Consider the following 15,860-nt stretch of genomic DNA (forward strand, 5'->3'; position numbering starts at 1 on the left):
GGGAGCAAGATGGCCCGTGGGAAAAAAATGGATAAAATTACAACGCTACAGACGACGGCAATTGTGCTTTGCTTTATGCTGGCTGCCGGGCTGCTTACTCTTCCCAGAGTAGCCGTTGAAACTGCAAAAACACCGGATGTATGGATGTCTGTCATTTTAGCAGGGGCTGCCACTTTCCTGTTCGGATGGATTATAGTCAAACTAAGTTCACGTTTTCCAGAAAGCACCTTTTACCAGTATGTTCAGCGGATAACCGGCAAAGCCATCGGCAAGGTGATGGGCATGTTGTTCGTCATCTATTTTATTTGTATAGCTGCATATGAAATCCGATCTGTGGAGGAAGTAACGTCGTTCTTTTTGCTTGAAGGAACTCCAGCGTGGGCTATTTCAGCACCTTTTATGTGGATATCTCTGTATCTTTGCTTAGGGGGGATAGGTACGTTGGGTAAAATATGCCAATTTATATTCCCGATTACGGCGTCTATCTTTTTGTTAATATGCTTGCTGAGTTTGAATATTTTCGAATTGAATAATTTGCGTCCTGTTTTGTCCGAGGGTGTGATGCCAGTGCTTAAAGCTCTCAAGACTACAACCCTAACCTTAACAGGGACAGAGTGCTTGCTGTTTATTCTTTGTCGGATGGAAAAGCCGGAGAAAGCAACCAAGGCAATCGGACTGGCGATCGGGATCTCGACCATTTTTTATATAGCTACACTGATCTTATGCATTGGTGCCTTTTCGGTGGAAGGGGTTATGAGCAGAACCTGGCCTTTTTTAGATTTGGCCCGCAGTTTTGAAGTGGAGTATCTGTTATTGGAACGGTTCGAATCTTTATTGTTGACCATTTGGATCATGCAAATTTTTGCTACATTCAGCATAGCTTTTTATTGCGCTTCGCTCGGAGTTTCTCAAATTTTGAATAGCTCTTATTCCAAGGTGTTGTTTATTTTGCTCCCGATCATCTACGTCCTGTCGCAAATACCCAAAAATTTGAATGAGTTATTTTCTTTTGGAACGATCATCGGGAATGCAGCATTCGTTTTATTTGCTCTACTTCCACTGCCACTGCTGCTTATTTCTCGCTGGAGGGGTGTGGGGTCATGATGAAGTTCCGTTCAGGAATACTCGGAATAGCGGTTCTTCTAATATGCAGTACACTTTCAGGTTGCTGGAGCAGCTCTCCCGTGGAGGATCTAAATCTGGAGACAGGCATTGCTATGGATATAGCGACAGAATCTTCACAAGAAGAGCAAATTAATCAAAAAGGAGGAGATTATCCGAAAAAAGAGTTAATTACGGGAACCTTTCAATTTATCATCCCAGAGGAAAGCGGCGGTTCCAATAGCTCCTCACCGCAAGCTAAAAAATTTTTTAATATTACAGAAACAGGGGATTCCGTTTTTGAGATGTTAAGAGAAATTTCATTGCGAACCAACCGACCGCCCATTGGGCAACATTTGAAAACGATTATTATCAGCTCCAGTCTGCTTCGCAAGATCCCGTTGTACGAGCTGCTGGACTTTTTCTTGGGGGATAATGACATTCGGCTCAGTGTCCAGCTACTGATTAGTACAGACAAGGCGAGCAATGCGCTTCAGGAAAAAACTCCTGGTCAAATTCCTGCCTATATCTTAAAGGATATTTTCCAAAATCGTAAACGGAACGCACGGTTGATAAAGCCCGTGGCTTTGGTTAAAGTGGTCGGGCCCATGAAGACTAAGGGAAGTTTTATATTACCCAATGTCATTTCGACGGAGAATGAAATCAAGGTCGCAGGTGCGGGGATCATCAAAGGAAAGACGCAAACATACGGTGGTTTTCTGAATGAATCAGAGGTCGAGGGTCTTATGTGGATCAAGGGCCAATTGGTTGGAGGCGTGTTGAAAGGTAACGATCCTCAAACCGGTAAAAATATAGCCTATGAGATCAAAGCAGTGAAAAGCAGGATCAAGGCCATCGTTCAGGGGGACGACATTTCCTTCCAAGTAAAAATGACCTCAGAGGGGCGCGTTTCCGAGGTTTTTAACAAGAAAGAAAATTTGCGCAGCAACGCTGTGCTCGGACAAGAAGAAAGTATCTTTCAGGAGAAAGTGAATTCATTAGCTGAACAAACTGTAGCCAAAATGCAAAAGCTGCAGGCTGATGTCGGAGGTTTCGGAGAAGCCTTGAGGATTCAGCATCCTAAAGTTTGGCGTAAGGTCAAAGAGGATTGGGATACCACTTTTAGTACCATTCCCGTACGTTTTAGCACAGATATCCATATTGAAGATTACGGCTCTTCGATTACGACGGCAGACTAGTTTGTATGTATTTTAGAAAAACCTTCAATACCACGAATCTACGTGGTGTTGAAGGTTTTTTAGGCTATTCAAACAGGGATAGTGTATCTTCCAGCCACGTAATATAGCTTTCTTCCCGATTAATGGCACGGCTCAGCACCAGATAATGCCCGAATTGATTAGAACCGGGAGCTTGAAGGTTCTCGTCCAGCCGTTGGAGGGATTTCTTACTTTCGTACAGATACTCCAGCTTCTCTTTACGTTTGGCTATCTGGTCCTCGAACAATCGCTTGTTCTCTTCCTTGGGGATGGCTGCTGAGAAATACAGCATGAGCATAAACTCATCCTTTTCCGTTTCTGGTAACTCTTTGGGACTTAGAAGCCATTCGGTCAGTTCTTGGGTTCCTTTGGGGGTAATGCAGTACAGCTTCTTTTCCAGCTTGGCTCCTGTAATGGAGGTGCGATATTCAATAAGCTCCTCTTCGGTCAGCCTTTTTAACTCAGGATAAATCTGACTGTGTTTGGCGCTCCAAAATTGTCCGATTTCCTTCTTGAATTGACTCGTAATGTCGTAGCCGCTCATTTCCTCTTTATGAACCAGGCCCAAAATGGCGTATTTTAATGTGCGTTTCAACGTAGCTCTCCTTGTCAAACGTTATTTGACACTAGTATACCATAGTGCTACAATTTATATGTATTTAAAAACATGTTTAATATTACATGTTTTGAATTGAATATTTATTATCGTTGGTCTCCTATTCAATTCATAAAAACTTATAATTTAGGAAAGAAGGATGCAAGATGGACAAGTTTATCGGCAGCCACATGATCTACACCTATGAGAATGGTTGGGAGTACGAAATATATATTAAAAATGAAGATACGATCGATTATCGCATTCATAGTGGTATGGTAGGTGGCCGCTGGGTACGTGATCAGAAGGTCAATCTGGCGAAACTGGTGGAAAACGTGTATAAAGTATCGTGGACCGAACCGACAGGCACTGACGTGTCTCTGAATTTTATGCCTGAGGAAAAACGTATGCACGGCATTATTTTCTTCCCTAAATGGGTTCATGAGCATCCAGAAATCACTGTGCGCTATCAAAACGATTTTATTCCGCTGATGGAGGAATCGCGTGAAAAGTATGAAACGTATCCGAAGTATGTGGTTCCTGAATTTGCAGATATTACATTCATCGAAAATGCGGGTGTGAACAACGAACAATTAATTTCCCAAGCACCTTACGCAGGAATGACAGACGATATTCGTGCAGGTAAATTGCAAGTGTAATTAACTCTGTGCTGAAAGTGTAAAAGCCTGGCCTGTGATAAACAGTCTCAGGCTTTTTTACGTGAACTGGAAAGTGGATTGACAATGGAGTTGTGGACGATATCTAGAATGAATAGTAGACTAGGCCATGCACGATGAGATAAGAACGACTAATCCGAGAGGGGAGGATGGTCGCTGTTGGGGAGAGAATGTGCAGGTTCGCATGGGCAGTCAGATCGGATAAGGCAGATAGAGCCAGCTCTGTTTTATCAGGTCCCCAGTGATCAGCGTGGTGCTGAATATATTGCTCAGCCTCGGTTAAGGACAGACCCTTGAGCGAGGTAAACACGGAAGCCCAGCGGACGAGGTCAAAAGCGCCTTTAATTTCAGGCAGCTCATATTCCGCCAGGCCTTGAGCGCCGTTACACGACATAGTAAGCAAGCCACAGCAATGGTGTTGATAAGGTTCTGAGTCAGGAAATTGACGATAGTCATATTGAATCATTTCCATGGAACCAATGCGTAATTGGGTCGCTTGGGACGATGTGGGCTGGGCAAGCGTCATGCTCATGCTAGAACGGCCTCCTTCTTGGATTCACTGTAAATAGGGATGGAAGAATCATACGTCACAGAGGATGTAATGTAAATCACAAATACAAGTGTAAAATGAGGATATGTAGCGAAAAACGAGCTTTAATGCCAATGGAAACGGATACTTGCATCCATTTCTTTTGTTATCTTAGGGAACGTCTTTATATCATAAAAAAACAACCCCAGATCTCCCCAGGGTCGTCTCTACTAAAAATATAGTTCAGCATTTCGAAAAATGCTTGTTTTGCTGATCACACGGGTGTGACGTCCTGAATTTCCTCTTCTTCTTTCCAAATCACATTCTCTCGATAGTTTGATCCCCAATCGTACATTGCTCTCAGTACCGGAATCAGGCTTTCACCATGCTCTGTCAGTGAATATTCCACATGTGGAGGAACGACAGGATAGACTTTACGCAGAATGAGTTTATCTTCTTCCAGCTCACGCAATTGGTTGGTCAGCATTTTTTGCGTAATGTGGGGGATTAGCTTCTTCAATTCACCAAACCGCTTGGTGCCTTCCATACCGAGATGCCACAAAATAATCAGCTTCCATTTTCCACCGATGACCGCGAGAGTCAATTCCTTATCACAATTAATCAGCTTCAAATCAATCCGGTCTTTTACAGTAGTGATATTCATCGACCTCCTGTCCGTAGTTATTCCAAGTATACTATCTATAGCTACTATACGCAAAAGGATATACATCCATTTTGGAAACTATACATATACTTGGGCACTTATAGACCGGACAGGGATACCTAATGATGTGTGCAAAACTGGAAGAGTCCAGAAATCTGCGGCGTTAAGAAGGAATCACAATAGTGTTAAAGGACTCCGGCTCCAGCTCCAAGCGGTGTGTTGTTTCACCGAGAGACAGATTCAGCACACGCGATTCCTTGAACGGATTGGCGATAACTACCACCCTTTGCCCGTCTGTATTTTGAAAAGCAACTGCATTTCCAGTCCATGAGCCACGAAGTCCGATGCGTCGGGCACCCGGTAATACAAAATGAGAAAAGTGCTTCATGACGTAATATTCTGGATTCAGGACTGGTTTTCGATCCGCCGGATCAACGGTGATCATCGAATTTTGCTCCCAGCCCCATGTACTCTTGCCTTTCGGTTCCAAAACCATATTCCAGTAAATATAAGCATTTACGCCATTGGTAAAGTAGTGCTGGTACAGATTATATACATATTTGGCGTAGTCCCATGAGTTTTCTCCGTTCCCGCATTCATTTTCTGTTTGCATGTAACGAAGCTCAGGATAACTGGCAACGGTGCGCTGAATGGCATTTTTGCCTGCCCACTGGTAGCCTACGCCTTTAATATATTTGTATGCCTGGGGGTCACTCAACACGGTATGGGCATACTCATCGAATCCGGTCGAAGTCTTCTTCATTAATTCCTCCCACGGATCGGGTGCGTTAATGGTGCCCAGCCAAATTTCCGTATCCAGTCCGTGTTCCTCAAAAGCAGGACCCAAATAGTCGCGAATAAATTCACACAACTGCTCTCCGGTCCATACACAGGAAGGAAACTTCTGATCGGCAATGACTTCATTTTGAACATGAATCTGATGGATCGTAATACCTGCCTCGCGATAAGCCTGAACAAATTTGACAAAGTATAATGCATACGCTTTCAAAATATCCTTTTCCCAGCGCAGCGTGCCGTAATTGTAGGCTTTCGGTGATTTCATCCATGTCGGCGGGCTCCAGGGTGAAGCGAACAACTTCAATTCCGGATTGAGTTGTAACGCTTCCCGAATAAAAGGAATGAGATATTGCTGATCACGCTCAATGGAAAAGTGCTTCATCTCCACGTCACCGTCTGTTTCATTGTGGCTGTACCACTCCAGCGCGTAGTCACTCGCTCCAATAGGAAGTCGGCAAATCGCAAATTTGTGCTCGCCCGCTGGATGAAAGAGAGAATGAAGCACCCGATCTCGTTCGTCTTTTTCCAAATGGTTCAGGGCCACATAACCTAATTCATTAAAACAGCCACCAAATCCTTCGACAAGCTGATGTGTTTCTCCCGTAAAGATTAGATTGGCACTCTCTTGAGTATCGGTCAAATGATGAGCTTGGGATTGCCAAGCTTTAGCTTTGGAAGTGGAAAACCACTGAATGGTTTGATTACTCATGTATTACCCTCCTGTTCAAGCTTTTTGTATCTCTTCTTATTATAGGGTAGGATCATAGGAGATGAGATGGTCTGAGCCAAGACAAATTTGCCCTAATCCAAGGTTGAATTTGCGGATGAGAAGTGTCAAGAACACATAAAGTACACATGTCTTTGATATGCTGGTGTCCTAGAATGACCGAAAGAGGGAAGTCGATTGAAGAAAAGAGTTCTTCTCGTGGAGGATGAAATACGTATTCGTGAAGTGATTGCTGACTATTTTAAACAGAATAATTGGGAAGTCTATGAAGCAGGCAATGGAAAAGATGCACTGATCTGGTTTGATTCGGTGCAGCCGGACCTGATTATACTCGATATTATGATGCCGGAACTGGATGGTTGGGAAGTGTGTCGCCAGGTGCGTAGCCGCTCAGGTGTGCCGATCATTTTGTTGACAGCCAAATCCGGTGATGATGATAAAATATTAGGCTTTGAACTGGGAGCCGATGATTACGTGACCAAACCTTTCAGCCCCAAGGTGCTGATCGCCCGCGCCAACGCGCTGATGAAACGGGTGGAGGGACATGTACAGCCGGAGTCGCATATTTTGCGGTTCGGTAGTGCCATTCTCAACACGATGGCTCATCGGCTTGAGGTGGATCAGGCGGAAGTCGAGCTGACGCCCAAGGAGTATGAGCTGCTGCGGCTGCTTATACATAATAAAGGCATAGTTATTTCACGGGATGCGATACTGAACCGGGTGTGGGGCATCGACTTTGAAGGAGATACACGAGTTGTCGATACGCATATCAAAAAGCTGAGAAGTAAGTTAGGCCGTGAATCACGCCATATCCGTACGGTTTTTGGTACAGGTTATAGGTTTGAGGAGGAAGAATGAACAAACGGGGAGTTACCTTTAAGTTGTTCATTATGACGGTTGTGTTTTTCCTGTGTTTTTACGGTATGGTGATTTTAAGTCAATTGCTGTTTTTTGAAAACTTTTATCAGGAACAGAAGATTGGTCGTGTGGAAAGTCGCTTGAAAAGCTTCGGTCAAAGTTATGTCCAGGAGGCTTGGGGACCGGGCAGGGTTTCCCGTGAGGCAGCTCGCTTTATGCTTCAGAATAAAAACCAGTTGGCGATTGTAACGCTGGACGGCAAAGTAAAGCTGGATGATGCGTTTCATATCAATCTAAGAAAAGCGGATGGTAAAATCGTTAAAATATCGCTGTCTCTGTTTATGAGCGAGTACGGAGATGAACTGAGAGCTGCTCGGATTCAGCCCGGTGATACGGTAACGGTTGAAGGTGAGGGATTAGGAACGGACGGCATCTCTACCGCCAATTTAATTTATCCAACCGGCATACAGAAACTTGGTTTTAAAAATATAGGATCGACTTCGGAAGAGGCAAGCACAGATGGCCGTGTAAGATTTTCCGGTACGGTGACAGAGATTGTACTGCCGGATCTGAAAACATGGAGTCAGCGACAAGGCTTACTGTTTAGTGCGCTGGAGGAATGGTTCCCTTTATCACAGGCGCATCTGGAGAAACTTAAGAATTTCGAAGTGTTGGAGGAAGAGTGGACGGAACCTTGGACAGGGGTACGCAATGCAGTCATAGTCCATCCTGTTCGTCAGGACACAGGCGAGATCGACCTCCTGTTCACAGTGACATCGTTGCAGGAAATTAGTGAGACGAATGAAGCTCTGCGCTGGTTTTATCTGTACCTAGGGATCGGGGGATTTGCACTCATTCTGATTTTGTCCCTGTTCTATTCCCGGATGGTGACCCGTCCGCTCATTGCTTTGAATAATACCGCCAAGCGGATGGCTAAGCTCGATTTTACAGCCCATACACCAATCCGGCAGAATGATGAACTGGGCAGCCTGTCCTACAGCATGTATACCCTGTCCCAGAACCTGGACACAGCTTTGCGCGAGCTTCAGGAGGCCAATCAGCAATTGGTGGAGGACATGGAACAGAAGCAGAGGATGGAGGCTGTGCAACAAGACTTTTTTGCGAACGCTTCTCATGAACTGAAAACCCCGCTGAGTATCATTAAAGGCTTCGCAGAAGGATTACAAGATGGGGTTAGCGCCGGGAAGCAGGATCATTATATGAAAGTCATTGTAGAGGAAGCGGACAAAATGGAGCGATTGGTCAAAGATATGCTGGACCTCGCCAAATTGGAATCGGGTACCCTCAAGCTTCGCAAGACGACCTTTATCTTGAGTGAGCTGGTGGAGGAGGTCGTGGACAAGTTATTCCATTTGTTGAAGGAGAAAAAGCTGGAAGTAGTCATTATCCCCGCCAATGAGATGCCGATCCATGCCGATGTAGGATGGCTGGAACAGGTGATTATCAACTTTGTTGTCAATGCCATACGACATGCTGAGGAAGGAAGCTCGATCACGATTCGTATCGAAGGTGCTGGCGAAATCAGTTTTTTTTCCATTGAAAATAAAGGTGAGACCATTCCTGACGATCAACTGGAGCAGATATGGGATCGCTTTTACCGGGCCGAGCTGTCCCGAAGCCGTCAGACAGGTGGGACAGGACTGGGGCTATCGATCGTCAAACGAATTTTGGATTTGCACGAATTCCGCTATAAGGTGGAGAATACCAAGGACGGCGTCCGTTTTGTTGTTATATTCGGAGGTTAAGCTACGGCAAAGGAGTTAAGAGTATGAAATGGAATTGGTTGCCCTCACTATGCACGATTGCAAACCTGGGGGCAGGGGTCTTATCCCTGTATTTCACGATTCATGAGCAATACATGACCGCTTTTATTCTCGTGGTGGTGGCTGCTTTATGGGATGTATTAGACGGTTTACTGGCAAGGCTGTTGCATTGCTCCAGTGATTTTGGCAAACAGCTCGATTCGCTGGCGGATGTTGTCTCATTTGGGGTTGCCCCTGCTTTCTTGATCTTGTTATACAAGCTGGGAGATACCCATTGGATGGGACCGCTTGTGGCTGTTTTGTTTGTCATATGCGGTGCGGTAAGATTGGCAAGATTCAACCTAATGGCTTTTAGCAAAGGCTTTGTAGGTATGCCGATTACGGCGGCGGGTGTGATTTTGTCCTTTATGTTTTTATGGAGTGAGCATTTGAAGCCGGGGTTGTTGCTTGCATTAATGGTAGTGCTGTCGTTCCTGATGGTTAGCCGTATTCCCTTTCCGTCCTTCAAAAAATAATCGGTCAGGAGGTGGCTCCCCTATGGAATGGGTCATCAGCATGATTACACAATACGGATATATCGCTATTTTTGCTCTTCTTGCTCTTGGGATTATCGGCCTACCGGTTCCGGATGAAATTATTATGGTGTTTGTCGGCTATTTATCTTCTATTATGGTACTGAATTATTCAGTGTCTATACTAGTCAGCTTCATCGGTGCAATGACAGGGATGATGATCAGCTACACGCTAGGCAAAAAGCTGGGTCAGCCCTTGGTGGATAAGCACGGCAAGTGGGTTGGATTGACACCGAAGCGATTTGCAAGAGTTAAGGGGTGGTTTGCACGCTTTGGGTTGTGGACCATTTTGTTCGGTTATTTTATCCCAGGAGTCAGACATGCGACAAGCTATTTGTCCGGCATTAGTGCGATGCCTGTCCGAAAATATATGCTGGTGGCAAGCGCAGGTTCTCTGATATGGACGCTTATCTTTATCTCCATTGGTTATATTGCAGGGGCGAATATAAACTTTCATTAAGGTGACCCCAAAAGTAATGTAGCATTTTTCACGTATACCACCGATAATATAAATAAAGATACTGTACAACCAGTGAGGGGATCTGTATTGAATGTACTAATGAAGTATATTGAGAAGTTACCGAGTTTTCTGCAAATGATCTTGAATATCTCGCTGTTTCTGGTCGGTCTGATTTTAAGCTTCTTACTGCTAAAAGAAACATGGTCCATTTTTTCTTATGTTTTTTTGTACGCAGAGGGCGACAAAAATTACTATGAATTCACGGAAGAGTTGCTTGTGTTTTTCTTGTACTTTGAATTCATAGCATTAATAGTTAAGTACTTTAAAACCAATTTTCATTTTCCATTACGTTATTTTATCTATATTGGGATCACGGCTGTCATCAGGCTCATTATTGTAGATCATGATGATGCTAAAAATACATTCTGGTGGTCTATTGCTATCCTAGTCATGGTAGGTTCTCTATTGATCGCTAACAGTAAATTGTTAAAAAGAGAAAGTTAATGCTCAGGAAGATTGCAAAGTTGACAGTCAAGTGGGAGAGAGGGAATAAAGACGAATGGTAAGAAACTGGATGAATCATGCGGGCGTCAGGCGGGTAGCCGTCCTTGCGATAATCGTTTTGCTGTTGTTTATGTTAAGAAGCATGATGAATATTATGTTGTTAACACTGCTGCTTACGATCTTGATTGGTAGTATATATAACGGAGTGAATAAGCTGGTCAAGCGGTTCGTCAATGTGCCGTCAATGATCGTGCTACTACTGGTGTATGGTTTGCTAATTCTGATTATGGTGTGGGGCGTTTACCGAATGGTGCCGCTAATCGTTGTACAGGTCAAGCAGGTGTATCTCATGATTCAGCAAGCGTATATGTATCCTGATCGCAATCAATGGAACGAAACGATTATCGAATTTATGGATACGCTGAATGCTCAGCGGCTATTTGAGCCTGGCCTGAGTGCAGTGATGAAGGTCAGTCAATTAGGAACACAGCTTCTGGTGTCGATTATTTTGAGCTTGTTCTTCCTGATGGAAAAATCCTATATTACACGTTTTACAGCTACGTTTGTAGATAGCAAGCTGGGTTGGTTTTTCAAAGAAGTGGGTCATTTTGGCCGTATGTTTCTGGGTACGTTCGGGAAGGTATTGGAGGCTCAACTGCTGATTTCACTTATTAATTGTATATTGACCACGATTGCGCTCTGGATTATGGGCTTCCCTAATCTGCTCGGTCTTGCGCTCATCATTTTCGTACTGGGATTGGTTCCGGTGGCAGGTGTGTTTATCTCACTGGCACCGCTTGGCCTGATCGCTTTCAGTGTCGGCGGCATTCAATATGTGGTTTATCTGGTTATTCTGATCGTGGTGATTCATGCGATTGAGGCCTACTTCTTAAATCCGAAGCTGATGTCATCCAAAACGAATTTACCGATCTTCTTTACCTTTGTCGTACTTATTTTCTCTGAGCATCTGATTGGAATTTGGGGCTTGATTGTAGGTATTCCGTTGTTTGTTTTCTTCCTGGATCTGATTGGGATAAAACGCAAGCAAGAGAAGGATACTTGATTCAGCACTACAGATTCCACCCTAGTACAGTGACTATTGATTCATTACGAATGCCTGCGAAGCCGCAGGCATTTTTTTATTGCCCGTTTGTTCATAGGAAGAATCGCTGACGTTCATCCACTTTTTAATTCTCTTGTTAGCTATAGTACACTAAATATGCAAGATTAGATCAAGATAAAAGGAATGAGATGATCGGATGGAACAGAAAATTAAGGTATTGGCTATATCGGGTAGCCTTCGTCAAAAATCCTCCAATACAGCGCTTATGAAGGCTACTATGGGGCTGGCTTCTGAAAATATGATGTTCACAGTCTATGATGGATTGGGGGATCTTCCGCATTTTAACCCTGACTTGGATGTAGAGGAGGGGTCAGCTTCCGTAAGAGAGCTACGGGAACAATTGAAACAAGTGGATGGAGTGCTGATCTGTACACCGGAATATGGGAATGGTGTGCCGGGTGCTTTGAAAAATGCCTTGGATTGGCTCGTATCTTCAGGTGAATTTGTAAATAAACCTACAGCGGTCATCAGCGCGTCACCGTCTCCTATGGGCGGCCATCTGGCGCATGCCTCGCTGCTGCTCACATTGCAAATGATCAATGCAGAGATTGTGGAGAATGGAAAGGTCATTATTCCGCATATCACCTTGAAGCTAAATCAGGAAGGTGATATTACAAACGCTGAAACTAGGCAGGAGCTAGAAGCATTACTTCAAGGGCTTGAGCAAGCTTGCTTAAGCACAGGAACTCTTTAGATTTTTGAAGTTTACTAAATGAAAAGCAGCGGCAGTCTAAGATTTCATTATCACCTTCGAAGCTGCCGCTTCCTCTTTTAATTAATTTTAAAGTTTGAATGTTAGACGGTGTCCAATAAGTTCTCGTATACCTTTAATCGGGCATATACCGTTTCGAGTATGGGGTAAACAGTATTACTGGTTGAAGCCAATGCAAGCAGTGAACCATGTAGATGACTGGCTTCAATCGGAAGCTTTTTATGCATATCGCGTTGCATGGATGACATCATCTCTGGTCGTAAGGATTCCATCGTTTTCAGTGTATGAGCTTCCATCTCCGAATCAATCGGCATCCCTGCGTTGCGAGCAAGTGTGACAATCTCATGCAGCAGCTTTTCGTATATAGCACGTGACTCTGCCGTGGCAAGTATAGTCCCAACCGAGGCATCCATCAGTGTTGTAATTGCACTCAAGCTGGCAACGAATATATATTTCTGCCAAACTTCACGCTGAATATCGTGACTTCGTGCCACTGTGAAGCCTGCATGATCAAGATGATTCAGCAGCAGTTGTGTACGCTCTGATTGCACTCCGTTCCATTCACCGAAGACGATACGGTGGAACGGACTTGTCTGAACAATAGAACCATCATGATCCAACGTAGTTTCAATATAACAAAGTCCGCCCAGCACTTTTTCAGAACCGAATTGTTTGCGCAAAAAGTCAAAATGTTCGTAACCATTAAGTAACGGAAGAATCATGGTATGATCACCGACATAAGGCTCAAGATCGAATTGCAATTGGGGAAGATGATACGCTTTGACCGAAATGATAATACAGTCGAACGGATCGGCGTCTTCACCATTTGTAATAGCACGGATTGGCGTCTGGAAATCTCCATGAACACTTCTAACAATCAGACCGTCTTTTGCCAACTGAGATTTTTTTGAAGGGCGTACGAAGAAGGTCACGTCTTCTCCTTTTTGAACAAGAAGTCCCCCGAAATAGCCTCCAATCGCCCCTGCACCTACAACCAGAAATCGCATTATAGGGTCCCTGCCTTTACTTTTGCATTCCCGTATAATCCTTCTACTACGTTCTCATCTGCCTTAAAAACATGCTCCTCGCCTGGAAAAGAACGATTCTTCACGTCTTCGACATATTGCCCGATGCTGTTACGAATCAAAGCACCTATATCCGAATAGGTTTTAACGAACTTTTTCTCCCGATAAGGTGCTGAGTATTGTAACATGTCATGATACACCAAAACCTGACCATCACAGTATCTCCCCGCACCGATGCCAATGACCGGAATAGATATCTCCTGGGTGATGTTCTTCGCCACTTCCTCTGTCACCAGCTCCAGCACGATGGCAAAAGCTCCCGCTTGCTCCAGGGCCCGAGCATCATTTAGAAGGCGCTCAGCGGCCTGTGAGTTTTTACCTTGAATGAAGTATCCGCCGATTTGATGCACAGACTGTGGTGTAAGTCCGATATGTCCCAGCAGGGGAACGCCGGATTGAACAATTCGCTTCACGGTGTCGCAAATTTCCATGCCCCCTTCTAGTTTCACGGCATGGGCATGTCCCTCTTGCATGAGCCTGCGCACATTAGTAAGGGCTTCTTGACTACTCCCATGGTACGTCATAAATGGCATATCCGCGACAATAAAAGTATGTTCCGCACCGCGCACGACAGACCGTGTATGATAGACCATATCATCCATAGTGACGGGCAGTGTGGAGTTATAATTAGATAACACATTACCTACGGAATCACCGACAAGGATGATATCGATCCCGGCTTCCTCAGCCAAACGAGCAGATGGATAGTCATACGCCGTAATCATACTTATGGGTGAACCTTCTTGTTTCATTTTCTTCAATTGCAAAATATGAAGTGCTTTCGAGGTTGCCATGGTTGCATTCAAATCCTTTCCTACCTTTATTTTAGATCACAAAAAAAACCTTTCAGCACATGGCTGAAAAGGTCCGAAAGGCAAAAAAAGAGTCAATTTGCGACCGTTCTTTTGTCTCGGTCCTTGCGGATCAGAGCAAAATCCAACGAGTTCACCTCCATAGGCTCACACATCTACATATTGAATTACACTAACTAGAGTACCGTTCGAATGTATCGATACAGCCTCTCACGGAAGTATACCAAAATATAGGGCTGTTGCATAACATTCTCTACTATATGAACAAAACAGCCCTTCCAACTTCCTATTCGGAAGTGAAGGACGGTCGATAAATTCATATAGAAAGGATTGACCCTCCCGATAGAATTTTAATTGTAGCATGGGACTATTGTATGTGGAGAGCGTGATATAATAGGGCGCAAATAGGTTCATAGTTCGACAACTTGGAGCAGAGGAGAGAAGGCTGGTGTTTGAGCAAATTGTAGCATATGGTCTGAGCCAAAAAGAGGCTGTTAAGGATTATCCATTTGGTGCTGATCCCCTGGTACTAAAAGTAGGGGGCAAGATGTTTGCACTTCTAACTGAAAAGGATGACATTTGCCACGTATCCTTGAAATGTGATCCAGTCATTGCAGTAAATCTGCGTGAACAAAACAAGGCGATTAAGCCAGGCTATCATTTGAATAAAAAGCATTGGAATACGATTGAGGTTGATGCTACCTTCCCACTGGAAGATTTGTACAGCATGATCGATCATTCGTATGAGCTGGTCTTCAAGAGCTTAACCAAAGCGCAACGCGAAGCGATTACGATGAGAATACGGGCAACGGATCTGTAAAGGGCTGGTATAAGCCCTTAGGTTGTATCCAAAAATACTTACTAACATTATTATAGTTTTACTTGACAGAAATCACGAATGGATATATTCTTAATTTAAAGATAATTCATTTGAAAATAATATCAAGGAGTGGAACTTAACATGAGCGAACTGGTGAATATTATTCAAGAGAGAAGATCAGCTTCTAAATTTATTCCTGATGTTACTATAGATGCAAAAGAACTAGAAGAAATATTTCAGCTGGTGAAGTTTGCTCCATCGGCTTTCAATTTACAGCATGCGCGTTATATCGTAGTGCAGGATGCTGATACCAAACAAAGACTGCATGATGAGGCAAGTAAGCAGTATAAAATATTAACGGCTTCGGCGACCATTGTAGTGTTGGGGGATACAGAGGCTTATACCAAGGTAGCCGACCTCAACGAAGGATTCCTGAATTTGGGCGTTCTGAGCAAGCAGGAATATGATAGTACAGTGGAATCGGTAACTCAGTTTTATCGCGAGCGGGGACCTGTCTTCCAGAGAGAAGAAGCGATCCGTAATGCCAGCCTGTCGGCTATGCAATTTATGTTGATTGCCAAGGACAAAGGCTGGGATACGTGCCCGATGATCGGTTTTGATCCGGCGAAGGTGCAGGAAGTACTAAATATTCCAGAGCAATTTGTACCGGTAATGATGATTACCTTGGGTAAAGAGGACGAATCGGGTCAGCGGGCACGGGGATACCGCAAGCCGGTTGGACAATTTGTCAGCTACAATGGATTTTGAAATTTGTAAATCATTTGTGTAAATAAATCAACATGTTAATGAAGGAGTGATAAA

18 protein-coding genes are annotated in these 15,860 nt (G+C 44.1%); 12 read left to right on the forward strand and 6 right to left on the reverse strand.

Annotated elements, in window-relative coordinates:
• Positions 1-9 precede the first annotated feature (9 nt).
• Complete coding sequence (locus tag ACYCSE_RS12375; protein ID WP_250259485.1) at positions 10-1,104, forward strand: GerAB/ArcD/ProY family transporter; 1,095 nt, start codon at positions 10-12, stop codon at positions 1,102-1,104.
• The gene (locus tag ACYCSE_RS12380; RefSeq protein WP_459702389.1) at positions 1,101-2,300 is read left to right on the forward strand and encodes a Ger(x)C family spore germination protein; all 1,200 of its coding nucleotides are present in this window, start codon (positions 1,101-1,103) and stop codon (positions 2,298-2,300) included. The genes ACYCSE_RS12375 and ACYCSE_RS12380 overlap by 4 nt, the downstream gene beginning before the upstream one ends.
• Before the next feature lie 64 nt (positions 2,301-2,364).
• Here ACYCSE_RS12380 and ACYCSE_RS12385 read toward each other — a convergent pair whose 3' ends face one another.
• Entirely contained in the window at positions 2,365-2,913 is a 549-nt protein-coding gene (locus ACYCSE_RS12385) for a PadR family transcriptional regulator (RefSeq protein ID WP_459702390.1), read from the reverse strand.
• Positions 2,914-3,080: 167 nt separating this feature from the next.
• Here ACYCSE_RS12385 and ACYCSE_RS12390 point away from each other — a divergent pair, with 167 nt between their 5' ends.
• Positions 3,081-3,572, forward strand: coding sequence for a phenolic acid decarboxylase (locus tag ACYCSE_RS12390; protein ID WP_061831258.1), 492 nt, complete (start codon positions 3,081-3,083; stop codon positions 3,570-3,572).
• A 103-nt stretch (positions 3,573-3,675) separates the two neighbouring features.
• Here the strand turns inward: ACYCSE_RS12390 and ACYCSE_RS12395 are convergent, their stop codons facing one another.
• The 3 genes from ACYCSE_RS12395 to ACYCSE_RS12405 form a co-directional block, all read right to left on the reverse strand.
• Entirely contained in the window at positions 3,676-4,122 is a 447-nt protein-coding gene (locus ACYCSE_RS12395) for a hypothetical protein (protein WP_459702391.1), read from the reverse strand.
• A gap of 271 nt (positions 4,123-4,393) precedes the next feature.
• Positions 4,394-4,783: a winged helix-turn-helix transcriptional regulator gene (locus tag ACYCSE_RS12400; RefSeq protein WP_061831260.1), complete on the reverse strand. Its 390-nt coding sequence runs from the start codon at positions 4,781-4,783 to the stop codon at positions 4,394-4,396.
• A gap of 163 nt (positions 4,784-4,946) precedes the next feature.
• Positions 4,947-6,290 carry a glycoside hydrolase family 30 protein gene (locus ACYCSE_RS12405; RefSeq protein WP_459702392.1) on the reverse strand — a complete coding sequence of 448 codons (1,344 nt, stop codon included), beginning with the start codon at positions 6,288-6,290 and terminating at the stop codon, positions 4,947-4,949.
• A 195-nt stretch (positions 6,291-6,485) separates the two neighbouring features.
• On the opposite strand from ACYCSE_RS12405, the gene ACYCSE_RS12410 reads away from it, so the two are divergent.
• The 7 genes from ACYCSE_RS12410 (at position 6,486) to ACYCSE_RS12440 (ending at position 12,303) form a co-directional block, all read left to right on the forward strand.
• Positions 6,486-7,166 carry a response regulator transcription factor gene (locus ACYCSE_RS12410; RefSeq protein WP_061831262.1) on the forward strand — a complete coding sequence of 227 codons (681 nt, stop codon included), beginning with the start codon at positions 6,486-6,488 and terminating at the stop codon, positions 7,164-7,166.
• The gene (locus tag ACYCSE_RS12415) at positions 7,163-8,932 is read left to right on the forward strand and encodes a sensor histidine kinase (RefSeq protein ID WP_459702394.1); all 1,770 of its coding nucleotides are present in this window, start codon (positions 7,163-7,165) and stop codon (positions 8,930-8,932) included. The genes ACYCSE_RS12410 and ACYCSE_RS12415 overlap by 4 nt, the downstream gene beginning before the upstream one ends.
• Before the next feature lie 23 nt (positions 8,933-8,955).
• Positions 8,956-9,465 carry a CDP-diacylglycerol--serine O-phosphatidyltransferase gene (gene pssA / locus ACYCSE_RS12420; RefSeq protein WP_459702395.1) on the forward strand — a complete coding sequence of 170 codons (510 nt, stop codon included), beginning with the start codon at positions 8,956-8,958 and terminating at the stop codon, positions 9,463-9,465.
• 22 nt (positions 9,466-9,487) lie between these two features.
• Entirely contained in the window at positions 9,488-9,982 is a 495-nt protein-coding gene (locus ACYCSE_RS12425) for a DedA family protein (RefSeq protein WP_013308662.1), read from the forward strand.
• A gap of 87 nt (positions 9,983-10,069) precedes the next feature.
• A complete protein-coding gene (gene psiE, locus ACYCSE_RS12430) occupies positions 10,070-10,486 on the forward strand; it encodes a phosphate-starvation-inducible protein PsiE (protein WP_165178936.1) in 417 nt (138 codons plus the stop codon).
• A 55-nt stretch (positions 10,487-10,541) separates the two neighbouring features.
• Entirely contained in the window at positions 10,542-11,549 is a 1,008-nt protein-coding gene (locus ACYCSE_RS12435; RefSeq protein WP_254329048.1) for an AI-2E family transporter, read from the forward strand.
• Positions 11,550-11,745: 196 nt separating this feature from the next.
• Positions 11,746-12,303, forward strand: a complete 558-nt coding sequence (locus ACYCSE_RS12440; protein WP_459702396.1) for an NADPH-dependent FMN reductase — start codon at positions 11,746-11,748, stop codon at positions 12,301-12,303.
• A 101-nt stretch (positions 12,304-12,404) separates the two neighbouring features.
• Here ACYCSE_RS12440 and ACYCSE_RS12445 read toward each other — a convergent pair whose 3' ends face one another.
• The gene (locus ACYCSE_RS12445) at positions 12,405-13,328 is read right to left on the reverse strand and encodes a ketopantoate reductase family protein (protein WP_452566205.1); all 924 of its coding nucleotides are present in this window, start codon (positions 13,326-13,328) and stop codon (positions 12,405-12,407) included.
• Entirely contained in the window at positions 13,328-14,200 is an 873-nt protein-coding gene (panB, locus tag ACYCSE_RS12450) for a 3-methyl-2-oxobutanoate hydroxymethyltransferase (RefSeq protein ID WP_446675182.1), read from the reverse strand. The genes ACYCSE_RS12445 and panB overlap by 1 nt, the downstream gene beginning before the upstream one ends.
• Positions 14,201-14,666: 466 nt before the next feature.
• Here panB and ACYCSE_RS12455 point away from each other — a divergent pair, with 466 nt between their 5' ends.
• Positions 14,667-15,038 (forward strand): MmcQ/YjbR family DNA-binding protein, encoded by a 372-nt coding sequence (locus ACYCSE_RS12455; protein WP_165178939.1) that lies wholly within the window; start codon positions 14,667-14,669, stop codon positions 15,036-15,038.
• A 141-nt stretch (positions 15,039-15,179) separates the two neighbouring features.
• Positions 15,180-15,806: a nitroreductase family protein gene (locus ACYCSE_RS12460; protein WP_029515856.1), complete on the forward strand. Its 627-nt coding sequence runs from the start codon at positions 15,180-15,182 to the stop codon at positions 15,804-15,806.
• The last annotated feature ends 54 nt before the right edge of the window (positions 15,807-15,860 follow it).

The sequence above is a fragment of the Paenibacillus sp. SEL1 genome (genome assembly GCF_054602535.1).